Genomic DNA, 25,336 nt, shown 5'->3' with positions numbered 1-25,336 from the left:
TTTCGCACTTTCTACACTTTCGAGATTTCCCGGATTCTTTCCTACTCGATAATCTTATAAAATAGAGTATTTTTTTTATCACTTCCTACATATCCCACAACCCCTACATTTATTCCTACTTTTTACTACCTAGTTTTTAATCCCTAATCTTATCAAATAGAGTATTTTTTCCCAAACTCCCCAAACTCCCCAAACTTCCCAAACTCCCCAAACTCCCCAAACTTCCCACACTCCCTACTCCCTACTCCCTGCCAAGTACAAAAAGAATTATTCAGTAAACCCTAATTATTAATTATTAATTATTAATTATTAAACTACTCCCTAATCTTAAGATAATATTTTTAATGGAATTTCAACTATAAAAGTAGTTCCTTTGCCAACTTCACTAGAAAAATTTATTTTTCCACCATGCAACTCTACACACTGTTTAACAATAGATAATCCTAATCCTGTTCCTGATATTTTGCCGACATTACTTGCTCTATGGAAAGATTCAAATAAATTTTTTTGACTCTCAACTGGAATACCAATACCCTCATCTTTAATAGAAAAAATAGCTTTTTTTTCATCCAAAGTCAACTGAAAATCTACATGACCTCCCGTCGGTGAATACTTAATAGCATTAGACAATAAATTATTTAAAATGTGCCTAATTAATTTATCATCCATCAAGAAAAATTCTATCTCATCATTGTCAGATTTAAACTCATAATTTGTAGATAATTTATTATCAACTTTAAAGTCAATAATATGTTTATCACTAGCAGTAACTTTCATGGAATTAACAATATGAGAAGATAGTTGAATCAAATCAACAGGTTCTGGTCTATATTGTAGTTTTCCTGCATCTGCTTTACCAATAAACCTGACATCTTCCAGCAGTTCCAACATTTCTTGGGTAGATTCTTCAATAAAGAGTAAATATTGACTTTTTTCTTCTTCAGTAATTTGGTCTTCATAAGAGCGAAGCATTTGAGTAGACAATAAAACTGTATTTAAAGGATTACCAAATTCGTGAGTAACCATAGAGAAAAAACGACCCCTTAATTCTCTCATATCTCGTTCTTGCTCCAAATCTTGAAGTATTTTTTCTTCCTCTTTTTTCCGCTCTGTAATATCTCTACCTATATAAACAAAATTGTTGACTCCTTCCACATTTGTCTGAATTATTGAACAAGAAAATTCAACAATTATTTGTTCTCCACTTTGGTTATAACAAATTAATTCTACATCTTGAGATACTTTTCCTTGTAAAAGCAAATGTTTTTGTCGGGCTTTATGTAGTAAATTTTCTTGGGGAATAATTAGGGAAATTTCTTTACCTAGCAACTCTTTTTCTGGATAGTCAAATAAAATTTCTGCGGCATGATTAATAGTTTTAATTACTCCTGAACTTGTGGTGACAAATAAAGCATCTGCCATATAGTTAATGATTTTATTAATATAATCCTGAGAAGCAGTTAAAGCACTTAACAAGAGATGAGATTCATTAGCACTTTGAGTTAGCTGCTGCTGCATTACCATTTTTTCAGTAACATCTTCTACTAATACAATTAAGTTTCGCCCCTGGTAATGATTATCTAAATCAGAAATTACAATAATATCAAAATATAGGGGATCTTCTTGTCTAGAATATTTAGCTATTCCCTCATATTCAAAACTTTCTCTCTTCCCACTAATTACTTCTTTTAATGCTTTTTCCGAGCCTATTAATTCAGGAAAACTATTTTGAATATTTTCACCTGGAACTGCTAATTCTGGAGATTCAGTAAACCTTTTTACACCATTTGATACCTCTAAAATTTTTAGCTGGGAATTAATTATTAAATACTCTGTTTGACGAGACGATAAGAGTTTTTTAAATAGATTAATCATAGGTAGTACACACTGAAAGATTTAATTTATTCCAAGGAAGTAAGAAGCGTGGGAAGGGTGGAAACAAAATTGATAATTAAATTATTAGAGTTTGTTATGGAAGTCTTTTTGTCAAGGTAGGGAGTAGGGAGTAGTTATAGGTTGTAAGGTTTTACCCTAGGGGTTTGGTCTCCAAACCCAAATATCAAGGGATTTGGAAACCAAACCCCTACAACTAGGAGATTTCTGTATTTGCTTCAATCCTATTTACCAATGGATAACAAATCATTAACTATTAGAGGTATTTTTCATTATTCATTATCCATTATTAATTATTTCACCATCCTATAAGATAATTTATCAAAAATATCATCCACATTTTCACCAGTTTTAGCAGATGTATTGTATGTCGCAATGACTCTTTCATCTTCCTGATTATTCAGTTTTAAAAGCAATTGATTAATTATCTCTGCATCAACTAAATCAGATTTATTCAAAGCCAATATTGCGATACCTTTAGGATTTACTGAAAAAAATAATTCTAATCTTTCAGAAAGATTAGCTATAGTCTCTTGACGAGTAACATCAGCAACAACTATAGCTCCACTAGCACCTTGTAAATAACTAGGAGCGATCGCCTTAAACTTAGTATGACCTTCTAAATCCCAAATTAATAGTCTTAAGGAACTATTTTTTTTTATTTCTGTGGTAGATAAATTTACTACTTTACTGGAAATTTTCACTCCCACAGTAGAAAGATATTGGTCGCTAAATTGTCGATCTACAAATCGACGAATTAAGCTGGTTTTTCCCACACCAAAATCACCAACAAGACAAATTTTTTTCGATATCATAATTTATAGTCAGTTATCTTCTGCAGTTTCTTCAAGCAACTCAAATACGACACATCTACTCAATAATAATGGTTGATTATCTTCCACATCTTGAGGAGAGCTAGTTTTTCCAGTTACTATCAATCGTCTGGCATCCACTCCTTGCTTAACTAAAGCATCCCTGACTATAGTTGCTCGCTCAAGAGCCAATTTTTGATTAATATCAGGACCACCAGTACGATCTGTATAGCCTATAATTTTAAGGTATTTTGTAGGATGTTGACTGAGAAATTGTTTAATTTGAACTATTGTTTCTGTATAAGCAGGTTGAAGTTTAGCTGAACCCAACTCAAAATAGATACGACTGTTCAGTGTGAGTGGACTTAGTTTAATCGCAGTAACAACAGATTTTACCCCAGGGACTTGCTCAATTTTGGCAATTATTTTCTCAGCATCTACAGCATCCATCACGGTTCCTATTACTATCACCTTATCTTCTGTATATTTAGTTGTGATAGAAACTCCCTTCATTTGATTTAATGCTTTTGTGATTAGCTCTAATTCTGCTCTTATTTCCGAGGGGTCAGGTGGTACTTCTATAATTATTATTTGATTATCTAGTTTTAAATTATAAAAATTAGCTTCTTTTTCAGCTATTTCTATTGCTTGATTGCGTAAATTTTTATTTGGCAATTTCCCACTTATAACTAAATAACCTCTTTTTACTTCTGCATTTAAACTATAAAAAGCTAACCGCGGAATATTCGCCCAACCATTAATAGTTTTTACTTCAATACTGCGATTAACTCTACTACTATAGTGATAAATACCCCAAGGAATTAACATCAAACTTAATATTATTCCACAAAGTATTAAGAGAGCAGTAGGTGGTTCAGAATCAGAAGATTTTTGCTTTTCTTCTACATTTACTAATTTTTTTAGTTGTAATTTAATTGAACTAGGAATTGTTTCTGGATCGCCAGAAAAATTCTTAATATCTTGACCGTAATCTATCACAATCTTGCTAAATGTTTGGCGTAATTCTTTAATATATGATTTGTGAGGTTCCCTCTTAATTACTACTGCCAAATAACAATGTCCAGCCACCTCTAAAATAATTTTTGAATCTCCATATTCAATCTCATCTAGCTCGGAAATATCTCCAGACTGAACAATACAATCATTCACAAAACTGCGGATAGCTGTTAACATCCCTGCCACCATTTCTGATTCTAATTTTTCTAGTCCAGGTTGTTTAGCTTCAGCTATTACTAAACCTGATTCTTTGTGAATTAAAAATATTGCTTTAACACTAAAATCATTGATTTCCGAAAGCATAATTTCTGCTTCAGAAACTCCTTGTAAAGTTGCTTTAATTTTCCGTTTTATGACTTTGGAACCAAATGTCTGTGAAATTTTATGGTTAATTTCGCGAATAGTTTCTGTCATGTATTTAGAAATGGTACTTCCAATAACAGGATATAAAGCATCTATTATGGAATTTCGCTCTAAGAAAACTTGTTCTTTAATTGCTTCTCCCATTTCTGGTGCCAATGTTTGAGAAATTTGTTGTCGGTCAATTTTCGCTTGTTCTCTAATTGCTGCTCCCATTTCTGGTCCGATAGCTTTAGCAATTTCTTGAGGATAATTCTTGATTGCATAGGAAATTAATCCTGGCAATAAAGGTGCTAAAACTTCAATGATTGACTGTTCGTCTTGCTCTATTTGTATTGCTAATGCGGAAGATAATATAGGAGCTAGTGCATAACTTATTGCTTCTTTATTTTTTCCTTCTGTTTGACATAAATATGTTAATAAATTTTCTAATAATACAGGGTTGGAGAGATTATTTGATTGGTCTTGAAGATGATGAATTTTTTGTTCGCTCAGGTTAGTATTTACATTTCTAATTAATTTAGCTATTTGTGAACCAAATAGAATATTTTGTAAAATTTCAAAAGCTTCTAATTCTGTATAATTTTTGTGATGAGACCCTGATATTTCTGATGATTTTGAGGAAATAAAGAATGGTTTTTCTCTGGTTGGTATTTCTTTTTGATAATCACTAGATTGATTCTCCAGATCGAGAATTTTTTCTTTATTTTTAGGAGAATTTTTGATAGGATTCTGATTTTTTTCGGTCTCATTAGTTTCTGTGATGAGGAAGTTTTTCTGTTGATCAGACTTCTCTGTTAATTCTCCTGGAAAATGAAAATTATACTTAAAATAAGCAGGATATATGGTTGATTGACAACAGAATTTATTCCTCAAGTTTTGAGGATTAAGATTTGATGTTTGAGATGGAAAAACGTAATTTTTGCCAGTATCAAATATAATTGTATCAATAACTTCATCATCATTTTTAATAAGATTATGATGAAGAGAATTATGATTTTTTTCCACCTCATTAGTGTCTGTGATGAGGAAATTTTTCTGCTCATCATACTTCTCTGTTAATTCTGCTAGAAAGTAAAAATTGTACTTTAAGGAACCAGGAGCTATGGTTGATTTACAACAGAATTTATTCCTCAAATTTCGAGGACTAAAGTTTGATGTTTGAGATGGAAAAACGTAATTTTTGCCAGTGTCAAATATAATTTTATCAATAACTTCATCATCATCTTTAATAAGATTCTGATGAAGAGAATTATGATTGTCTTCTACCTTATTAGTATCTGTGATGAGCAAAATTTTCTGCTCATCATTCTTAATAGGTTCCTCCGTTAATTCTACTAGATAACTAATAACATCAATAACATCATCATCATTTTCAACAGAATCTTTAATAAGATTCTGATGAAGAGAATTATGATTTTTTTCCATCTCATTAGTTTCTGTGATGAGCAAATGTTTTTGCTCATCAGACTTAATAGACTTCTCTGTTAATTTTACTGGCAAACTAATTAAGTTCAAGTCAGTTAATAAATTCAGCAAACGTTCTAATTGTTCAACTGCTTCTGTATTTATTTCCACAGATTGACCATTACTTATACCTTGCTGATTATTACCAGATTTTCTATCTAAATAAGCCATATATTTCTCAGAACCTAATAATTGTTTTATGACTTGATAATTGCTGCTGTTCCTAAATTTTCATTTGCTGCTTCTGTCAGTTCAGCTACAAACTCAGTCTTTTTCATTCTCATGCCAACTTCAAACATAACTTCTGCCAAATCATCCCGTGAAACTTTGCCATTTTGAAGCAAAGAAAATTGCTTCTCAAGTTCCTTAAGTATTTGATTTTTCAAGCTATTAATATCGCTTTCTAATTTTTCCCTTTTCTGTAACAAATTATCTTGGAAAGAAGTTGTTTGATGATTAATAACTTGCTCTAAACCTTCTTTAGTAGCAATAATTTTTCGATTTACCCGTTCAACCTGTTCCTTAGTTTCAGTAATATCTTCTTGATTGTTTTGCAGAGTTGAATTTATACCTATAATTTTTTGGTCTATAGAATCAACCATAACTTTTAGTTCTGTAGATAAAGCACTTTTTAATTGTGCTATTTGATTCGTAATTTCTTGCTTAACTGAAGATACTTCTGATTCTAGCTTATCAAGACGATTTTCATATTCTCTCAGCTTAGAACCAAAAATGATATCACGAATCTTGTCAATATTGCCCAATCTTTCACGCATTTCTAGTTTGGTTAATTCGGCCATTGTTTCTCCTAGTGAATTATCTAAATTAGGATAAGCTTAAAAAAACTTACTTTTTTATTTTATACTAAATCCGGTTGATAAAAGTATCTTTTTGGGGTGATAGGGGGTTTGGGGTAATGGTTAGAGAGAATTTTGAATACCATTCGAGCGATGGATTTGGTATTACTTGCTATGTAAGCATTTAGCTATCAGCTATTTATTTTAGCTTGAGATAAAAGCTTTCTTAACTGAAAACTTACCTTTTAACTACTACTACATTTTTAAACAAATTATTATTGAAGCACAAGAACAACTCAAAAACTAGAAATAAACTCCGAATATTCTACCAAAAAAAGAGATATAAAGCTTCCCTTTCTAAAGGGATGAAAAAATTTTAACTCAGTATTTCAAGCCTCCGACTAAATTCGGAGGTTCACTCTCTACTGATAACTGAAATGACCTCCATACCCATTTCCAAAAAGCAGCAAGATTTTTATAAACAAATAAAATAGGATTGCTATATGTCTGTAGATAAACTACAAGAGTTAACAACTAAGTCTATTGATTTACTAGAAACAATTCTTGATAACTCAAATACACCATTATTAGAAAAAGCAGAAGTTGCTTTGCGAATATTAGAAATAGCTCAATCTACTCAAGCAAATATTCAAAATTCCATAACTTCAGCTAGTAACAAAATCATTATACCTGCTACTCCTAAAATACCAAAGTTTATCCCTAATTTTCCTCAGTCTATTTCCAATCATAATCAATCCCAAATTTTACCAATTAATTGTTTACAAATTTATAATTTCTTGGAATTTCTAGAACTAGAAGTAGCACTCAAAGTTGCCATCAAAAATCAAGATAATTTTACCGATTCTTCAGTACATAATAAAAGTACCAATCAAGTCAATAAATTTAGACAATCTTTAGTTCTGCACCATAAATTTTATTCCGAACTTGCCAAATCAATACAAAAGAAAGTCTTAAAAATTCTCCCCTCAGTTTTGGAAAGACTAAACCATCCAAATTTCTCTGTATCTAATATTGTTATTCAATTAACAGCACATAATGATGGTTGTTTTTACACAATTCATAGTGATGCTAATACAGAAATGACTGCTACTAGAAAAATGACTTATGTTTACTATTTTTATCAACAACCAAAATCATTTTCTGGAGGAGAATTAGTAATTTATGAAACTAAAGTACAAGGAAATAATCTTTTTAAACATAATGATTTTAAAGTGATTGAACCTCACAATAATAGTATTATATTTTTCCCCAGTCGTTACTTACATGAAGTCTTACCAGTTAGTTGTCCGACTAAAGAATTTGAACATAGTCGTTTTACCTTTAATGGTTGGATTCGAGAATAATTAATAATTAATAATTACCTCACTGGAGAGTACAAAGTTCTCCTAAAAAAATATTTGTTTTCAAGGGTTAAAGTATTATTGGTAAAGGCTTACAGCACCTACAGTTCTCAGTAGAAAGTTTCTAACTTTTAGATGGCTGAAACCCTTAGCTAGGAATAGTTATTCTTAGAACTTTACACTGTCCAGTTACCTCAAAAGCAATTAAATTTTGGAAACGAATAAAATAGGATTAATATATATAGCAAATTCCTAAGTTATAAGGTATAGTTGTTTTTGTTCTTTTCTATTCCCTGTTCCCTCCATACCTATTCCCTCAAGTCAAAAAATGAATAAAATAGGATTAATATATATAGCATTTCCCTTTTCTTGTAAGGTACATTGATAATCCCCCTAAATCCCCCTTTGAAAGGGGGACTTTTTGTTCACTTCTCCCCTTTCAAAGGGAGACTTTTTGTTCACTTCCCCCCGATGATGCGCTATCCCTGATAAGGAAATCCTGAAACCCTTGTGGGAGCAGGGGATTCGGGAGCAGGGGAGAAGAGAAAAAAACATCATACTAGCTCAGTAAAACTGCGAAGAGCGATCGCTCTTCTAATGTGTTTTTTTATACATTTTTCTCCAGAAAAAGGCGAACTAAGACTTACACATAACTGGTCAATAATGCCCAAGTTTTATGTTAAGAAAATAGTTGTTTTGGTTCTTTTCTATTCCCTGTTCCCACCTTCTGTGTTCCCTGTTCCCTCAAGTCAAAAAATGACGATGGAAATATTACCTAAAGATAAGCTAAACAATCTAATTAATAAATCTCTGGAAATTTTAGAAATAGTTTTAAACGACCAAAATATTTCTGAAAAAGAGCGAGCAAAAATTGCTACTAAAATTATAGAAATAGAGAATCAACGCAGTAGCCAAAATTCATTAAATCAACCAAATAAATCTGAAATCCCTGATAATTTTAAACAATGGATTGCAGAAAGAAAATTGCGCAACTATCCTGACAAATTAATTATTCAAGAAATGGTTAAAAGAGGAATAAAAGAGGAAATTGTTGTCGCAGAATTAAATCATCTTACTACTAATCCCTATTTCCAAGCAGGCAATAATATGACTCAATTATTAAGAAAATTGGAGTCTATTTTAGAAGTCCGTCATCAAATTTATCAACTATCTCCCAACTCCAATTATATAGAACGTAGAAATTGTATTTCCAAAGAGGAATTTTTAACCAAATATTATGCCACAAATACCCCAGTTATTATTACAAATATGATGACTGAATGGAAAGCTCTGTCTTTGTGGAATCCAGAATACTTTAAAACTAATTATGGCGATGCGGATGTAGAAATTCAAGATAATCGTAACTCAAATCCACAATATGAAATTAATAAAAAACGACACAAAAGAGAATTAAAATTAAGCAAATATGTCGATATGATTCTCAATGGTGGTGATACTAACGATTATTATATGGTTGCTAGTAATCGTAATTTTCAACGAGACAAAATTCAACATCTTCTGAATGATATAAATGTTTATCCTGATTTTTTAGACAGTTCAAATATTAAAGGTCAAATCAAATTATGGTTCGGTCCTGGTGGTACAATTACTCCATTACACCACGACCAAACTAACCTTATTGGCGCTCAAATTTATGGAAAAAAACTGTGGCGAATTATTTCTCCTGACCAAACCCCTTTTGTTTATAATTATCAAACTGTTTTTAGTCAAGTAGACTTAGAAAATCTAGACTATAATAAATATCCTTTATTTAAAAAGGTAAAAATTATTGAGGTAATTTTGGAACCAGGAGAAATGATTTTTATTCCTATTGGTTGGTGGCATCAAGTTAAATCATTAAATATTAGTATTTCTCTTTCTTTGATGAACTTTATTTTTCCAAATTATTATAAGTATCAAAATCCAAATTTAGAGCAATAGGGAATAGGGAATAGGGAATAGGGAATAGGGAATAGGGAACAGCCAACATCATTTCTCAAAAAGGAGGAAAAATTATTACTAAGTAACTAATAATTGTCATTGTTAAAAATAGACTTTTAATCTTGGTAAATATTAATTCTTGCTGAAATATAGCATTACTTTTAGTAATTGGTATAAGAGTTTTAGTTTTTTGATCTACTCTTTGATTTGTCGCAATCATAAATAGATTGCTATACCAATTTCAAAAAAAGAATACTACAAAAAAGTCTGTCTTAATCAGATATACTTAAAAATAGCTGGTCTAATTCATTTTAGATAGCTTGATCTTTTCCTTTTCTATTTTTCCACCTTCTTCCTTTTTCTTCTTCCTTTTTCCACCAGAAAATATCTTTAAAATTTGTTTAGAGGTAAACCAATAATGCAATTTTAATCCCAAATATAAATTAATGCCAACCCAGAAAATATCTTTCAAGTTTATTCAGAAGTAAGCCAATGATAAAATTGGGATTCAGACACTAAATATGCCTATCTTCATAGAAATTTTGCTGATAATTAATTTATTTACAAACTCAATCTGGAACTCGCTTTCCAACTAGGTTAGTCAAAGTAATTAAGAATAAATTGTTTATTAATGAATCAAAATTACCTCTATGTACTATCAAATTTCAACATATTCTTGAACAAACAATTATTCTTTTTATTCTTTGATTTTTATTTATCATCGAACAATTGATGCTATAATTTTAAATTAATTAAAAAATAAAGTCTAAAACCTCCGTTTTAGCCAGATGTACTGATAACTGATAACTAATAACTAAAATGACTACTACTGTTAAAGTTAAAACAGAATATGAAGCAATCATTGGATTAGAAACCCATTGTCAGCTTAATACTCATACCAAAATTTTTTCCAATTCTTCCACCGAATTTGGTGGAACCCCCAATACCAACATCGATCCAATATGTATGGGAATGCCAGGAGTATTACCCGTACTCAATCAAAAAGTTCTCGAATACGCTGTCAAAGCAGGATTAGCACTAAATTGTCAAATTGCCCCTTACAGTAAATTTGACCGAAAACAATATTTCTACCCAGACTTGCCGAAAAATTATCAAATCTCTCAGTATGACTTACCCATCGCCGAACATGGTTGGATAGAAATAGAAATAGTAGAAGAAGATGGTACTGCAACTCGTAAAAAAATTGGTATCACCAGACTACACATGGAAGAAGATGCAGGTAAATTAGTCCATGGAGGTAGCGATCGCCTATCTGGTTCTACTTATTCTATGGTAGATTATAACCGTGCTGGTGTACCATTAGTAGAAATTGTATCAGAACCGGATATGCGTTCTGGACTAGAAGCTGCCGAGTATGCTCAAGAATTAAGACGTATTGTCCGCTATCTGGGTGTAAGTGATGGGAATATGCAGGAAGGTTCCCTGCGGTGTGATGTGAATGTTTCGGTGCGACCTGTAGGACAAAAAGAATTTGGCACAAAAGTGGAAATTAAGAATATGAACTCTTTTAGTGCTATACAACGGGCGATCGAATATGAAATAGAAAGGCAAACTGAAGCTATTGAAGCAGGGGAAAAAATTGTTCAAGAAACTAGACTCTGGGAAGAGGGTTCTCAACGTACTATTAGCATGAGGATTAAAGAGGGTTCTAGTGACTATCGTTATTTTCCAGAACCGGATCTTCCCCCTGTTGAAGTATCAAGTCTACAGTTAGATACTTGGAAAAGTGAGTTACCAGAGTTACCGGCGCATAAACGTCACCGTTATGAAAGTGAGTTGGGTTTATCTGCTTATGATACTCGTGTTTTGACTGATGATTGTAATGTAGCCCAATATTTTGAGGCAACAGTGGCAGCAGGTGGAAATTCTAAACAAGCAGCTAACTGGGTGATGGGAGATATTACTGCTTATTTGAAAAATGAAAAAATTAGTATTAATGATATTGCTTTGAAACCTGAAAATTTAGCTGAGTTAGTAACAATTATTGAAGATGGTACTATCAGTGGAAAAATTGCCAAAGATATCTTGCCAGAATTATTAACAAAAGGTGGTTCACCTAAAGAATTAGTAGAGAAAAAAGGTCTAATTAAAATATCAGATACTAAGGCAATAGAAGCAATTATTGATGAAGTTTTAGCAGCACATCCAGAAGAATTAGCCAAGTATCGTGGCGGTAAGAAAAAACTCAAAGGTTTCTTTGTTGGTCAAGTGATGAAAAAAACCCAAGGTCGTGCCGATCCTAAGATGACAAATCAATTAATTAGTAAGAAATTAGAAGGGTAAAACTTTAAGGTTTAAAAGTCGGTTTTTTAGAGGAGTATTGTATAGTATTCCCGATTCTTGTCAGGTAACATATAGCAGGCAAAATGATAATAATAACACCAATTTGTCGGAAATATTCTGTATGTATAAAAAAAGAATCAACTCAACTTCTTGACCTAGTGATAAAGCTCTCATAGATTAAGATGCTTATTTGACAAAAGTTTGAGTCTTTTTAGAGCAAAAAAAGTACAAATTTTGGGTTAATTATGGTAGACAAATTACTTTGACTATTATGAACAACCAACTTTTCTATAACCCCCATTGATCTTGATTTTGTAGGGACGTTCCATAGAACGTCCTTACTCCCTTCCCTACCTTAGCAAAAAGACATTATTCAGCAAAACCTCATTAATTAGGGTTCGCGTATGGAAATATAAAAGTCTTTACATACTAATATTTATAGCCTTTTTAAAGTCTCCATTTATCGGGAAACGTAAAAGTGCAACTTTTCCAGCTAAAATTACCAACAAAGTTAGGATTTTCACCAAACCAACAGTAGAAAAATCAAGGAAAAATTATTCCTCCCACTATTTCTTTTTTTCCACACTTCCCACACTCCCCACCCTTCCAAGATTCTATTTTTTCAGCAAACCCTAATTAGAATTTTGCAGAAATTCTTCTGATGAACTTTTACCAACAACTTCTCGTACTCGATAAATTGGTCGTTTTTGAGATTCGTGATAAGTTCTCATCAGTAACTCTGCTAATAAACCAAAACTAAATAATTGTAAACCAGCTAGTAATAAAACCACAACCAAAATTAGGAGAGGGCGATCGCCAATAGTTTCACCAAAGCCAAATTTTAAAATGGTTAAATAAATACCCAATAATAACCCTATCCCTCCAGAAACTAAACCTAACATTCCAAAAACGTGCATAGGTCTAGTGAGGAATTTCTTCATAAAAAATACGGTTAATAAATCCATCACAACTCGAAAAGTTCGCCCTAAACCATACTTACTTTTACCATAACGACGAGCATGATGATTAACAGGAATTTCTGTAATTCTTGCCCCTTCAATAAAAGCCAAAGCTGGTAAAAATCTATGTAATTCACCATAGAGATTCATATCAGCAATTAACTCCGAACGATAAGCTTTTAAAGAACAACCATAATCATGTAAATTTACTCCCGTTACTCTACCAATTATCGAGTTAGCAATTTTAGAAGGAAGTAGTCTTGTCACCGCATCATCCTGTCTATTTTTTCGCCATCCACTAACTAAATCATAACCTTCATCCAGTTTAGATAATAATAGTGGAATATCTGCCGGATCGTTTTGTAAATCTCCATCTAAAGTCACAATTACTTTACCCGTAGCATACTTAAATCCTGCCGCCATAGCTGCAGTTTGCCCATAATTTCGACGAAGAATTACTGCTTTTAAATCTGTACGTTCTTGAGCTAATTCTGTGAGGAGTTTTGTCGAACCATCCTGAGAACCATCGTCTACACAGATAATTTCATAAGCATAGTTCTTTTGCTTTAAAATAGTAGAAATAGTTTCCAGCAGGCAAGGAATACTATCTACTTCATTATAAATTGGTACGACTATAGATAAATCTAGTATATGGTTATTTATTTTCATTAAACTGTATTGGGATGAAGTTTAACTATTAACACAAAAAAATCTGATTTTTTTCCCTGTCTGTTATCATTATTCTGAACATATTTTTATTTTTAGTTTGGACATTATATACTTTTTCCTTTTGATTCCATGTCCCAACTTTTCGTTCATCATATTGAAGATGCAATACTATATTAACATATCTTTTTAATAAGCTGATATATGAGTGATAAGTGGTGAATGCTGACGGATTTATAAGTTGAATAAAAAATAATTACACTGAATACTAAGACAGTTTAGAGAAGAAAAGTAAAGAGTTAGAAGTTATGTAAGCATTTAGCTATTAGTGGTCATCTTTTAGGTGTTTTGTTAAGAATAGAAAATATACTTTCCTTTGTCAAGGTTAGTTTTTTCCAAAACTTTATAATTCTCCTTAAATTTCTCAATAAGTAAGCATTCAGCAGTCAGCTACCAGCTATCAGCTTTAAGTCATTAACTCATTATTATATCAAAGAAGAAATTAGCCTAATAACGAGAATTCAAAGTTATGTTTACGAAGCATTCTGTTTGCCTGCCATTCCCAGGGAAAGGAAATTAAATTGGTCGTCAGCTAACCTCATAATTCCTTTATTCTTGACAAAAGCTGAAAGCATTCCGTAGAAAATGCTAGGAGCTGTTTGCGCAGCATTCCGCAGGAAATACTTACCTCAATACTGATTCTTTCTCAAAAGGTAATGAATTAGTAGCTGAATCCTGGCTGCTGAATGCTTACGAAGTTATCAATTAAGTTATTTTTTACTTTATGAAAAAAGTTCTGTCGAGTATTAAACCTTATCTCCGATGGGTTATTTTAGGAGTAACTCTATTTTTCCTAGTTAAAACTCTTAAAGACAACTGGGAACAAGTGCTAGAAATTAGGATTAGTGATTCTGGGTGGGTAAGTTTAGGAGTTGCTTTAATCGTCACAATAATGGCTCATGTATGGTCAGCAGTTGTCTGGTTTGGGATTATTAAAGAGTTTCATCAAAAAGTTAATTTACGGTGGGCAATTAGAGTCTATCTACTCACAAATATTGCTAAGTATTTGCCAGGAAATATTTGGCATTTTTATGGTCGAATTAATGCCACAAAACAAGCAGGAATACCTGTTGAAACTGCAATTTTAAGTGTTTTAATAGAACCACTTTTAATGGCTGCATCTGCTTTAGGAGTTGCTTTAATTGGTTCTACTCAAGAAAGCTGGTTTATACAATTTTTGTGTTTTTTGGCAGTAGTTTCTATTCTGCATCCACGAGTTTTAAACCCAGTAATTAAATACTTAGCTAAAATCAAATTAAAAGGTAAAAAATCTGCTGATATTCAGCCAGTTACTGAATTAAAATTAGAGCGGTATTTAGTGAAGCCTTTTCTGGGAGAAATTTGTTTTGTATTGATTCGAGGTTTTGGCTTTTTACTGACTATATTAGCTTTTAATTCTGTTGAATTGAATCAAATTTTTTTAATATTTAGTGCATTTAGTTTAGCATGGTTATTAGGTTTAGTTGTACCTGGAGCACCTGGAGGTGTGGGAGTATTTGAAGTCACTGCTTTAACTTTACTAGAGCATAAATTTTCTCCTGGTATTCTGTTAAGTGCTATTGCATTTTATCGGTTGATTAGTGTTTTAGCTGAAACTTTTGCTGCTGGTTTAGCTTGGTTGGAACAAAAAAGTCAAAACTAAAAAGTCAGCATTCAGCAGTCAGCTTTCAAGAAAAATTTATAACTTCCTGTCACAAATTATATGGGTTTAAAACTCAAAATTTATGATTAAAAATGTAGTATAAATTAAAAGAAAGCTTGCATTTTTATTGCACTCGATCTGACTGCTGTTTGCACAGTATTTTGCAGGAAATGCTTACCTAAAAAGTAAAAAAATTGGTAAACTTTTCAGCTAAAAGCAATATTTTTCTTGTCAGTAATTTGGTAATAAAATTAGCAAGTTAATTTTCCCTAGGCACTTAATTTATTTCCGAGTTCAAGTAATTTGAACTAATATAATAGTCAAAGCAAAGGACGCGGAAATTTCTAATACCATTTCTCCATGAAGTTGCACTTAATAAAAAGGTAATAGTTGTTGAAAAATTCAGGTCTTGGTAAGAATTATTAGGTGCATTGTTACAGAAAAATGGTATCAATTCTGAAACTCTTTGATAATCTCCTATTCCCTATTCCCTATTCCCTATTCTCATCAATTTGCCATCTCATTTTTATCTGTCAGTGACCTATCATATTTCTGTTTAATTTCTATTACCAAGTTCACTTCATCAGGATTATTTTTCACCCAAACTTCTCGGTCTTGACGAATTTTTTCTAGATGAGATTCAAGATTTTTTGAATTAATTAAAATTCCAAAATCCTCTGGAACTTCTTCTTCTTTGTAAGAGAGAATTCGGTTAAGAATTAAATTCCCTACTTTGGGAGTATAATGAGAATTTTCTGTATAATTTTCCATATTATTATGAATAGGTTCAGTTGTGATACTGTTGTATCCAGAAAAATCAAATACAGGGGTAATTTTTACAACTTCACGTTTCCATTCTTCAAAAATTAACCATTTATCTTTCCTTTTCATTGCTTCCCAGTGAGTCGCATGAGAAGGAGAAATAAATAATATTAACTTAATTTGATTTTTTTCAGATAAATCTACTATTGTTTTTAATTCATCTAAAAATTGAGCAGATAATTGATATCTGGCATATCGATGTTTTACATAGTAACTGATAAGTTGGTTAAATCTCTGCTGAGTTTTTTCAGGGTCAACATTTAACTCAGGCATAAATCCATTTTCTCCGTAACCAAGGTTATTTGCTGGAGTTTTACGACTATCAATTATTGTTTCTTTACTTGCCAACAATGCATCTAGAGAAAAGGTGATATTAATAAAATCTTTGGCAGAAATATGCTGTTTTTCTAATCTATTTTCAGAAAAATTCACTTGATTTTCCTGAAATGAATTAAACGTAAAAAAATCTAATCCGATAATCACTAAACCTAATTTTTCCTGATTAGTGATCGCGTGTTCTAAATAGCGTCGTAATTCATAAATATTGGGGTTATCAATGCTTAAGTTATAAGCTGGATGATGATTTTCTAAAGCAGGATGATTTGGGTCTAGAGCGCGTTTTGCTCTGGAGGAACCTAGAAAAACTGTAACAGGTTTAATTCGGATAATATCAGTTGCTTTAAAGAGGCGATCATTATTATCTTTCCGAGGTTTTGAATGATTTATTCCGATGAAATTAGGAGTATTAAATACATCATAAGGATTGACAATAATATTTAATATTCCTACTGTAATTACAGGGAAAAATACCGACAGTAAAAATATCCAATTAAATCTACGATATTTTTTTGATTTTTGGGAATATGAAACTAGGGAATAGTTAGGATAATGTTTGTTATTGATATTCATAATTTAGGTGCATCTCAATTTTCAAGAAAGCCAAAAATTTATCGCTTTTAGGGAATAGAAAAAAAGTATTTTTGTAAATAGTTGAGATGCACCCGGTAATTGATTTCCGATTCTAATGTATATTTAAACTAACATCAATTTTCCATCTAATTTTTATTTGCTAGTGAAGCATCATATTTTTGTTTAATTTCTATTACCAAGTTCACTTCATCAGGATTATTTTTCACCCAAACTTCTCGGTCTTGACGAATTTTTTCTAGATGAGATTCAAGATTTTTTGAATTAATTAAAATTACAAAATCCTCTGGAAGTTCTTCTTCTTTGTAAGAGAGAATTCGGTTAAGAATTAAATTCCCTACTTTGGGAGTATAATGAGAATTTTCTGTATAATTTTCCATATTATTATGAATAGGTTCAGTTGTGATAGTGTTGTATCCAGAAAAATCAAATACAGGGGTAATTTTTACAACTTCACGTTTCCATTCTTCAAAGCTTGACCAGTGACCAGCATTTTTAATAATTTCCCATTGAGTTGCATGAGAAGGAGAAATGAATACTATTAGTTTTATTTGTTTTTGTTTGCAAAAGTCTACTATTTTTTTCAATTCAATTAATTGAGTAGGTAATTGATATTTGGTAAAAAATTTATAATAATACTTTATATTAGAGTTAAATAATAGCACCTGAGTTGTTTTTTGGTCACGATAGCGTTCTCGAGATCAGATAAATCCACTCTCTTCATAACTAATACTATCTGGTGGATTTTTTTGACTATCAACTATGGTTTCTTTACTTGCTAAAAGCATATCTGAAGAAAAGGTAACGTTGATAAAATCTACTAGGGATATATTCTGCTTTTCTAATCTATTTTCCGAGAAACTTGGTTGATTTTCCAAGAATTTGTTAAACATAAAAAAATCTAACCCCAGAATAATCAAGTCTAATTCTTTTTGATTAGCGAATACATGTTTTATATAAGGTTTTAATTCATAAGTATTAATGAAACTCAGCCCTAAATTATAGATAGGTTGCTAATTTTTTAATGCTCGATGATTAGGGTCTAAACCATTTTCTGTCCTAGATTAACCCATCAAAACTGTTACAGGTTTAGACCGAATAATATCAATTGCTTTATAAAGGCGATCGCTATTATCTTTTCGAGGTTTTGAATGATTTATTCCCAGGAAATTAGGAGTATTAAATACATCGTAAGGATCGACAATTATATTCAATATTCCTACAGTTACTACAGGCATAAATGCCGACAGTAAAAATATCCAATTATATCAGTAATATTTTTTTCTATTTGTTGCATTTTTCTCTGATTCCTCAGCATTTAAAGCTTGATAGTAAGTAGAATTAACCTGATTATTAATACTCATAATTTCTCTAAAAAATTAAAATTGGAAATAAAGAAACTCAGACACACGGTTCAGTGATAATAAAGCTAAACTTGTCAAAATACCAATCCAAGCTGCCCACCACCAAGTAGGTTTTAGCTTTGCTAAAATTTCCTGAGTATTTGGTAGAAAACTTACAGAAAAAGTTAAAGCTATTAAAGTCAATATTGAGAAAGTTTTACTACCCCAAAGTTCTGGCAAATAAGTTAATTCCGACCAAGATTTAACCTGAAAACCAAAATTAGTTAATATAGATAATTTCCCTTTAGCTTCTCCTGGTATAGCTATTCCATTAAAACCGGTCATTGTTTGTAAAATATCTAAACCATCTTGAATATTTTCGGCTCGAAATAACACCCAACTAATAATAACAGAAATAAAAGTAATTGCCCATGCTAATAATTTTGGCATCGGAATATTTAACTTTCGCCAACCATGATTAATACATAAATAGATACCATGTAAACCTCCCCAAATTACATAAGTCCAACCAGCACCATGCCATAATCCACCTAATAGCATTGTTGTTAAAAGATTAGTATAACGACGAACTTCTCCGCGACGACTTCCACCCAGGGAAATATATAGATAATCTCTCAGAAAATTTGATAAAGTAATATGCCAGCGTCGCCAAAAATCACTAATAGAAGTAGCTTTGTAGGGAGAGTTAAAATTAATGGGTAATTTAATATTAAACATTAACCCTAAACCTATTGCCATATCTGAGTAACCAGAAAAATCAAAATATAGTTGAAAAGTGTAACTTAAAGCCCCTACCCAGGCTTCAATAAAACTCAAATCAGAAGTATTATTAAATGCTAGTGTTACCCAAGGTGATATAGTATCAGCTATCAATACTTTTTTACACAATCCTAAACTAAAAAGACTCAAACCCAAAGCCATATTTTTCTGGGAAAAAACATAATTACGCAATTGACGAAATTGCGGAATAAGTTCATCGTGACGTAAAATAGGTCCGGCGATTAATTGAGGGAAGAAAACTACAAATAAACTATAAGTGAGTAAATCATAATTAGTTTCTCTAGTTTCTCCACGATAAGCATCTACTAAATAAGCTATTTGAGTAAAAGTATAAAAAGAAATTGCCAGAGGTAAAATAATTTCCCCAGCATTGAAATTTGTAGAAACTACTGAATTAAAACTATCTAAGAAAAAGTTGGCATATTTATAATAGGAAATTATTACTAAATTTACAGCTATACCTAACCAAAGTAAAACATTTACTTTCTTACTTTCTGGTTTAGCTTCAGCAATAAATTTACCCATTTGATAATTCCATAAAATTGAAATTATCAGTAGAGGAACATAGGCAACATTCCAATAACCATAAAAAGCGAAAGAACTAGCAGTCAACCAAACCTTAGCTGCTTTAATTAAGCGAAACTTAGTTAAAGCAAAAAATATAATCAAAGTTAAAGGTAAAAAACCAAATATAAAAACATAAGAGTTAAATAACATACTTAATCACTATTTCCCTAATTGTCTGCAAGTATCCAGCTATTAGCCGTTAGCTCTAAGCTTTTTAATTAATATCACCTTTTTAATAAATGACGTAATCATCCATTATTCATTAATAAACCATACTCTATAATTCTCGGAAATCTAGCTGATTTCTTTTTCCTCTTTTAAAGTTAATAAAGCTGATGACTGATGGCTGACTGCTTACAATTAGATCTGAACAATATTTTTTTATCTTATCTGATAAGTAAGCATTCTGCATCGTCAGCAGTCAGCAGTCAGCTATTTATTTTAGTTTGAGATAAAAGCTTGGCTTTGTTGAGGTAAATTGAATGTTACTATCAAAACCGACTTTAAAGGTTATATTCACAGGACTTACGCAAAGGTACTATCTATAGAGTTCAAAAACGATTGCGCAATAGTTTTGGAAGCCACATATAGCGTCTGGTGCGTAAGTTCTAATTTATTTAAAGTCATTTTTAAGATTTAGATAGGGTTTACTGTTTGCGCAGCATTCCGCAGGAAGAGATAACGACTAATAGCTCCCAGGAAATGCTTACCCTGATAGTGCAGTCTGCTATTTTGTAAGCATTCAGCACTCAGCATTTAGCAGTCAGCTATTTATTTTATTTTGAGATAAAAGCTTGGCTTTGTTGAGGTAAATTGAATCTTACTATCAAAAGCGACCTTAAAGGTTATATTCATTTCAAGCCATTTTTATATCTTAGATAGGATTTGCTGACGGCTAATAGCTGGATGCTTACGCTATTTTTCCTTTGAGCTATCCTAGTTTTTATTTTATTACATAAAATTGAAAATTACTATAAATCTTTGGTAAAGGTTGAATGCTATATTTACTAACTAAGCATTTAGCTATTAGCTGTCAGTAATAATATCCTGCCTTTAAAGCTATCCATTATAAAATTCTATTTCAAGAGATATGTTGATAAAATATAGTTTTCAAGGAGAGGTCTAAATCTCAAACCAAAAACAATATCTGAATTCCGCCTCAGTAGGAGGCTAACTAACTGCTAAATGCTTACTTTATTACCACAATAAATTAGGTTGTTTACGAGGAGGATAACTTCTTCTTTCAACTTCTCTTTGATTTGGTATTAACTCTACAGAATGTTGTGGCAAATTATCTTTATTCAAAGAATTTAAAAAATTTGATATTTCTTGATCGTTAGGCTTAAGTCTCACTGCCTCTTGAACAGCTTCTCTAGCTTTTTCATAATTTCCTAAACGATAAAAAGCTTCCCCTTTTCCTATCCAAGCATCCGCAAAATCAGACTTTAATTGAATTGCCTTATTATAGGCAGCGATCGCTTCTTCATATTTCTGCAAATTGGCTGCTAAAACATTCCCTTTCAGATACCAAACTGCAAAATCATCTGGCTTATATGTAATTACTCGATGAAAAGATATTAATGCTTCATGAGGTCGATCTAAATAAGCAAATAAAGCTCCTTGGTCTCGCCAAGCTAAATAGAAATCTGGTTTAATTTTTACTGTCTTTTTATAAGCATCTATTGCTGCATTATATCTACCTAAAGCAGATAAAACATTTGCCTTTCCATACCAAGCTGGATAAAAATTTTCCCTGATTTTTATGGAACGTTCAAAAGCTACTAATGCTTCGGCAAATCTTTCTAATCTATATAAATGATTCCCGCGATTTGCCCATGCTGCTGCACTAGAAATATCTGTTGTTTCTGGAACTTTTAAATAAGCTTCTATAGAAAAAACTTCTTTTCTAGTTAGTGGTGGTGGGGGTGAATTTTCTAGTTGAAAATTTAACCCAATATTTAACTTATTTACTGATTCTAAAAAAGTATTAATGGGAATGCCATAACTAAAACCAATATTTACTCTTGCTACTGAATTAGATTCTTCATCATAAATTTTTGTACCTTCAGAAGCACCATGAATTCCAATTACTCTTCCTTGAGTATCTAAAACAGGTGCGCCACTTAAACCTAACTCCGTAATATTGTTATAAAAAAGTTCATAACCATTAGAAACCGGATCTTTAATAAAGGCTAATTCATAATCTTCATTAATTAATAAACCAGGACTAAATAAATGTTCTCTTTCTGCAAAAGGTAATCTCGACTCAGGCCAACCAGAGACAAAAACATGACGAAATTCTGCTTGATAATCATATTTAGCTAAAGTAGCAATTTGATATTTTTTATTACTCCGAAATTCTAAAATTGCTAAATCAACTCTTGGTAATTTAATGATTCTTTGATAGTCAATTTCGTATCTTTCTCCATCTTTAGTAATAATTGCATATTCATCTTGAGTTTCGACAACGTGCTTTGCAGTTAAAACATAATAAGTATCTTTTTTATGAGAAATAATTATTCCGGAAGCGGGATTTATAGCATCAATTAATACTGTAAATTCTGTAGAAATTTCCTTTATTTGATCTGCCATTAAGGCTAAAGCAACAGGTTGTTTGAAAACAATTGTTGTAGCAGGAATTAGTAATAAAGAAGAAGTTATAAGTAAGGGTTTAATAGGGAGTAAAAATTTGACGAAGCTCCGTAAAAAATTCTTAAATTTCATATTTTTTTATAATAAAAATTTCTGCTTACTAAATTTATCTCTAGAGGAAAGTCAGAAATTATGTTGCCTATAGCGCCATAAAAGTTTCTACTTATTAAATAAGAAGAGGTAATTATTAATTATTCAACTATTTCCATGACACGAAGTAGACAAAATATATGGATAAAACTGCCAGTTCAGTAATTCACCAAAATCATCAAAAAACAAATAATTTAAAAATTTAATACTAACAGTTTCATCAAATTTAATAGTCGATATAGATGCAAAATTTGGAGCCAACTTAGCCACAGTTTCCATAGGAATAGCAAATGCTAAATGACTCATTTTTTGACGCAAAGTTAAAGTTGGTTCAGAACCATCACGATATACATAAGGATTTCCCCATAAAGGATAAGCGTGCATTCCATTAATACCAACTACTTGTCCGTAAATATTCAGTAAAGGACCCCCACTCATACCCTTTTTAACAACATTAGTGTAGCCAACTTGATAACCCTTTTCTAAAGGTTGCTTAGACAAAATTGAAACTCTTCCTCTAGTCAATAAAAATTCTGTGTCTTCAGATTTTTCCAAAGTAGGAAAACCAGCAGCAAAAGTTTTATCTCCTAGAGAAAGAGTAGTAGAATTTTCCAGAGAAGCAACAGCATAAATTGAGTGAGTGCTGCGAAATTCTAATAAAGCCAAATCATTTCCTTGAAAATTTTCATTTTCTATTTTATTTGCCTGATAAAAAATACCATCTGGAGTCTGAATAAGATAAGAGTTATTATTAGTATTTAAAACGTGCTGATTCGTAATAACTGTATAAACTTCTCCCTCCTGTTTCAAAATAATTCCTGACCCCCAACCAGTTTCCGAAATAATCTTAACAGTGATAGATTTAGCTATACTTTTAAGTTCTTTAATCGTGCAAAAATTATTACATTCAACACAATTTTGAATTGGGATTTGAGTTGCCAAACTTTCCAACTCAGAAAACTTTTGAGGCAACATTTGTATAGGCAAAAAAAATAAACCACTATTAATATAAGTTGCTAAAATTAGCGATCGCAGACTCACCAAATATTACTCCATTCTCTGGTTTGCTAAACTCTTTAAATAATCATTGAAGTTTAAATAGAAACGGGAACTACTTTCATACAGGGGACCTGTAGAAGCACCAACTCGAATATCAAATAATTTTTGAATTGTTTGACTAGCATTTTGTTGTGGTTTAAGAGTAAATAATACTCCTTGACAAGGACCACCATTTTTACTAGAAACACAAACAACTGGTTGACGATTAACAATGCCAGTCGTAATGTAATTTAGTCTCTCATCATCATAGAATAATTGAAATTTATTTGATACTTGACGACAACGAGTCATGGGAGTATATCCAGCAGATAAGAAATAATTAGAAACCCAACGAATGACTGGATAAGTACCTTGTGGTGTTTTAACAAAAGTAGTTGGAATACCATTTTTACCTTGTTCACAATAAAATTTATTAGGTCGAATTTCAGGTCGAATTTCTTCAACTACAGACTGTGTTTTTTCGCAGGAATTTGGATTATGTTGCTGGCAACTTTCTAGTGCTTTTTGATGGCAACTTTCATTTTCTTTACACACAGTTTCTTGGTTTTCTTGACATAATTGCGGTTTTAATTCACAAATTAATTGAGGCTTTGGTCTAGCAAAAGCGGAATTATTGAGAGTTAAATTAATCCCAAAACATAAGGCAAATGCTAGGATGATTTTTGTGCAAATATTGATTTTCATAGCTACTAAATATTGAGATATTTTTATTTCAGGTTTTACTAAATTAATAATTGATAATTCATGAATAATTATGGTTAATAAAACCTTCATCTAATTTCTCAATATTTTTACTATGATTCCGGAAAAGTATTTGATTTAATGTTAAGCATTTAGCCATAATCTGTCATTTCAGTTATCAGTTATCATTACCTCTTACTTAAGCCAGAGGCTTGAAATACTCAAGTTAATTTTCTCTTGGTCGATTCATTCTTGTGTTCTACTATATTTTCATAAGCATTCAGCTATCAGCTTTTGAATGTGGGAAGTAATGACTAAGGTTAGGTTTTATTACCAATTTCATTTCCTACGGAATACTGTACCAAAATAACCATGAATATTCCTTTATGGATAATGCTCCTCTAGTGGAATAATGAGTGAATTACAAATAGTTGATAGCTAATAGCTGAAGGATGAATCCTTACATATTTTCAAGTAGATAATTGAATAAAAAAAAGCTAATCTTGAATTTAAATCATAGTTAATAAAGCTAATAACTCATAGTTGACGACTGAATAATTACAAAATATTTTAAAAAAAATACAGTAAGCATTCAGCTATTAACTGTCGGCTATTTTTGCGGAATGTCGCGCCAACAGCAAATCCTAATCTAAACTTGAAAATAGCTTTCAATGAAAATAACCTTTAAAGTCTTCTTTGATAGTAAAATTGAATTTACTTCAACCAATAAAGCTTTTTTATCAAACTCAAATACATAGGTATTACTGAAAAAGTCTTTTGATTGAGAGAGGTAGTAGGAAGTAGGTAGGGAAACCTTTACCCAAGGTCTCTACAGAATCAAAAAGAATCAAGATTTATAGAGGATATAATCATAAAAATTATCCCTTTATTTTCTGCCATAGTTAGGGGAAAATCCTAAATTTAGGATTTTTCGGGAACCGTGCTTTCCCAACCTCAGAATTTGCACTTTTGACCTACCTAAAAATCCTCAAAACTTTATATCTAAAAGCTTTTATATTTATTCAGAAAAGCCTAAATAGCTGAAGACTAAATGCTTACAAAATACATTGCCAATTAAATCATTTATATATAGTTTTTATTAATAATTTTAGGTT

The 25,336-nt window shown here is 31.4% G+C and carries 19 protein-coding genes; 4 read left to right on the top strand and 15 right to left on the bottom strand.

Annotation, left to right across the window (positions count from 1 at the left end; genetic code table 11):
- Positions 1-327 precede the first annotated feature (327 nt).
- The 4 genes from VKJ25_RS15045 to VKJ25_RS15030 all read right to left on the bottom strand — a co-directional run bounded on the left by VKJ25_RS15045 (position 328) and on the right by VKJ25_RS15030 (position 6,349).
- A complete protein-coding gene (locus VKJ25_RS15045) occupies positions 328-1,875 on the bottom strand; it encodes a sensor histidine kinase (RefSeq protein WP_324237449.1) in 1,548 nt (515 codons plus the stop codon).
- Positions 1,876-2,186: 311 nt separating this feature from the next.
- Positions 2,187-2,708 (bottom strand): Rab family GTPase, encoded by a 522-nt coding sequence (locus VKJ25_RS15040; protein WP_324237448.1) that lies wholly within the window; start codon positions 2,706-2,708, stop codon positions 2,187-2,189.
- A 9-nt stretch (positions 2,709-2,717) separates the two neighbouring features.
- A complete protein-coding gene (locus tag VKJ25_RS15035) occupies positions 2,718-5,720 on the bottom strand; it encodes an OmpA family protein (protein ID WP_324237447.1) in 3,003 nt (1,000 codons plus the stop codon).
- A gap of 26 nt (positions 5,721-5,746) precedes the next feature.
- Positions 5,747-6,349 (bottom strand): hypothetical protein, encoded by a 603-nt coding sequence (locus tag VKJ25_RS15030; RefSeq protein ID WP_324237446.1) that lies wholly within the window; start codon positions 6,347-6,349, stop codon positions 5,747-5,749.
- A 500-nt stretch (positions 6,350-6,849) separates the two neighbouring features.
- On the opposite strand from VKJ25_RS15030, the gene VKJ25_RS15025 reads away from it, so the two are divergent.
- Both VKJ25_RS15025 and VKJ25_RS15020 read left to right on the top strand, forming a co-directional pair.
- Positions 6,850-7,710, top strand: a complete 861-nt coding sequence (locus tag VKJ25_RS15025) for a 2OG-Fe(II) oxygenase (RefSeq protein WP_324237445.1) — start codon at positions 6,850-6,852, stop codon at positions 7,708-7,710.
- Between the two features lie 507 nt (positions 7,711-8,217).
- Positions 8,218-9,648, top strand: a complete 1,431-nt coding sequence (locus tag VKJ25_RS15020; RefSeq protein WP_324237444.1) for a cupin-like domain-containing protein — start codon at positions 8,218-8,220, stop codon at positions 9,646-9,648.
- A 55-nt stretch (positions 9,649-9,703) separates the two neighbouring features.
- Here VKJ25_RS15020 and VKJ25_RS15015 read toward each other — a convergent pair whose 3' ends face one another.
- Together VKJ25_RS15015 and VKJ25_RS15010 are read right to left on the bottom strand one after the other, a co-directional pair.
- The gene (locus tag VKJ25_RS15015; RefSeq protein WP_324237443.1) at positions 9,704-9,868 is read right to left on the bottom strand and encodes a hypothetical protein; all 165 of its coding nucleotides are present in this window, start codon (positions 9,866-9,868) and stop codon (positions 9,704-9,706) included.
- An 81-nt stretch (positions 9,869-9,949) separates the two neighbouring features.
- Positions 9,950-10,120 (bottom strand): hypothetical protein, encoded by a 171-nt coding sequence (locus tag VKJ25_RS15010; protein WP_324237442.1) that lies wholly within the window; start codon positions 10,118-10,120, stop codon positions 9,950-9,952.
- Between the two features lie 347 nt (positions 10,121-10,467).
- Here VKJ25_RS15010 and gatB point away from each other — a divergent pair, with 347 nt between their 5' ends.
- On the top strand, positions 10,468-11,952 hold the full coding sequence (gene gatB / locus VKJ25_RS15005) for an Asp-tRNA(Asn)/Glu-tRNA(Gln) amidotransferase subunit GatB (protein ID WP_324237441.1): 1,485 nt from the start codon (positions 10,468-10,470) through the stop codon (positions 11,950-11,952).
- A 632-nt stretch (positions 11,953-12,584) separates the two neighbouring features.
- Here the strand turns inward: gatB and VKJ25_RS15000 are convergent.
- Complete coding sequence (locus VKJ25_RS15000; protein WP_324237440.1) at positions 12,585-13,580, bottom strand: glycosyltransferase family 2 protein; 996 nt, start codon at positions 13,578-13,580, stop codon at positions 12,585-12,587.
- A gap of 781 nt (positions 13,581-14,361) precedes the next feature.
- Here VKJ25_RS15000 and VKJ25_RS14995 point away from each other — a divergent pair.
- Complete coding sequence (locus VKJ25_RS14995; protein ID WP_324237439.1) at positions 14,362-15,279, top strand: lysylphosphatidylglycerol synthase transmembrane domain-containing protein; 918 nt, start codon at positions 14,362-14,364, stop codon at positions 15,277-15,279.
- Positions 15,280-15,786: 507 nt separating this feature from the next.
- On the opposite strand, the gene VKJ25_RS14990 is transcribed toward VKJ25_RS14995, so the two are convergent.
- The 8 genes from VKJ25_RS14990 to VKJ25_RS14955 all read right to left on the bottom strand — a co-directional run bounded on the left by VKJ25_RS14990 (position 15,787) and on the right by VKJ25_RS14955 (position 24,314).
- Positions 15,787-17,010, bottom strand: coding sequence for a hypothetical protein (locus VKJ25_RS14990; protein WP_324237438.1), 1,224 nt, complete (start codon positions 17,008-17,010; stop codon positions 15,787-15,789).
- Positions 17,011-17,156: 146 nt separating this feature from the next.
- Positions 17,157-17,615, bottom strand: a complete 459-nt coding sequence (locus VKJ25_RS14985) for a hypothetical protein (RefSeq protein ID WP_324237437.1) — start codon at positions 17,613-17,615, stop codon at positions 17,157-17,159.
- A gap of 114 nt (positions 17,616-17,729) precedes the next feature.
- Positions 17,730-17,921, bottom strand: a complete 192-nt coding sequence (locus VKJ25_RS14980) for a hypothetical protein (RefSeq protein ID WP_324237436.1) — start codon at positions 17,919-17,921, stop codon at positions 17,730-17,732.
- A 171-nt stretch (positions 17,922-18,092) separates the two neighbouring features.
- Positions 18,093-18,266, bottom strand: a complete 174-nt coding sequence (locus VKJ25_RS14975) for a hypothetical protein (RefSeq protein WP_324237435.1) — start codon at positions 18,264-18,266, stop codon at positions 18,093-18,095.
- A 141-nt stretch (positions 18,267-18,407) separates the two neighbouring features.
- Positions 18,408-19,889, bottom strand: coding sequence for an MBOAT family O-acyltransferase (locus tag VKJ25_RS14970; protein ID WP_324237434.1), 1,482 nt, complete (start codon positions 19,887-19,889; stop codon positions 18,408-18,410).
- 1,047 nt (positions 19,890-20,936) lie between these two features.
- A complete protein-coding gene (locus VKJ25_RS14965; protein ID WP_324237433.1) occupies positions 20,937-22,463 on the bottom strand; it encodes a tetratricopeptide repeat-containing S1 family peptidase in 1,527 nt (508 codons plus the stop codon).
- A 123-nt stretch (positions 22,464-22,586) separates the two neighbouring features.
- Positions 22,587-23,522, bottom strand: coding sequence for a S1 family peptidase (locus VKJ25_RS14960; RefSeq protein WP_324237432.1), 936 nt, complete (start codon positions 23,520-23,522; stop codon positions 22,587-22,589).
- Positions 23,523-23,528: 6 nt separating this feature from the next.
- On the bottom strand, positions 23,529-24,314 hold the full coding sequence (locus VKJ25_RS14955; RefSeq protein ID WP_324237431.1) for a COP23 domain-containing protein: 786 nt from the start codon (positions 24,312-24,314) through the stop codon (positions 23,529-23,531).
- Positions 24,315-25,336: the final 1,022 nt, after the last annotated feature.

Source organism: Okeania sp., from assembly GCF_035285525.1.
Lineage (GTDB): Bacteria > Cyanobacteriota > Cyanobacteriia > Cyanobacteriales > Microcoleaceae > Trichodesmium.
Note: the sequence above shows the minus strand (reverse complement) of the source record. Positions and strands in the feature narration are given on the sequence as shown.

Excerpts from the sequence above, each read along its gene's own strand:
- VKJ25_RS15045 (WP_324237449.1), bottom strand. The coding sequence starts at position 1,875 with ATGATTAATCTATTTAAAAAACTCTTATCGTCTCGTCAAACAGAGTAT.
- VKJ25_RS15040 (WP_324237448.1), bottom strand. The coding sequence starts at position 2,708 with ATGATATCGAAAAAAATTTGTCTTGTTGGTGATTTTGGTGTGGGAAAA.
- VKJ25_RS15035 (WP_324237447.1), bottom strand. The coding sequence starts at position 5,720 with ATGGCTTATTTAGATAGAAAATCTGGTAATAATCAGCAAGGTATAAGT.
- VKJ25_RS15030 (WP_324237446.1), bottom strand. The coding sequence starts at position 6,349 with ATGGCCGAATTAACCAAACTAGAAATGCGTGAAAGATTGGGCAATATT.
- VKJ25_RS15025 (WP_324237445.1), top strand. The coding sequence starts at position 6,850 with ATGTCTGTAGATAAACTACAAGAGTTAACAACTAAGTCTATTGATTTA.
- VKJ25_RS15015 (WP_324237443.1), bottom strand. The coding sequence starts at position 9,868 with ATGATTGCGACAAATCAAAGAGTAGATCAAAAAACTAAAACTCTTATA.
- gatB (WP_324237441.1), top strand. The coding sequence starts at position 10,468 with ATGACTACTACTGTTAAAGTTAAAACAGAATATGAAGCAATCATTGGA.
- VKJ25_RS15000 (WP_324237440.1), bottom strand. The coding sequence starts at position 13,580 with ATGAAAATAAATAACCATATACTAGATTTATCTATAGTCGTACCAATT.
- VKJ25_RS14995 (WP_324237439.1), top strand. The coding sequence starts at position 14,362 with ATGAAAAAAGTTCTGTCGAGTATTAAACCTTATCTCCGATGGGTTATT.
- VKJ25_RS14990 (WP_324237438.1), bottom strand. The coding sequence starts at position 17,010 with ATGAATATCAATAACAAACATTATCCTAACTATTCCCTAGTTTCATAT.
- VKJ25_RS14980 (WP_324237436.1), bottom strand. The coding sequence starts at position 17,921 with ATGTTTAACAAATTCTTGGAAAATCAACCAAGTTTCTCGGAAAATAGA.
- VKJ25_RS14975 (WP_324237435.1), bottom strand. The coding sequence starts at position 18,266 with ATGCCTGTAGTAACTGTAGGAATATTGAATATAATTGTCGATCCTTAC.
- VKJ25_RS14970 (WP_324237434.1), bottom strand. The coding sequence starts at position 19,889 with ATGTTATTTAACTCTTATGTTTTTATATTTGGTTTTTTACCTTTAACT.
- VKJ25_RS14965 (WP_324237433.1), bottom strand. The coding sequence starts at position 22,463 with ATGAAATTTAAGAATTTTTTACGGAGCTTCGTCAAATTTTTACTCCCT.
- VKJ25_RS14955 (WP_324237431.1), bottom strand. The coding sequence starts at position 24,314 with ATGAAGGTTTTATTAACCATAATTATTCATGAATTATCAATTATTAAT.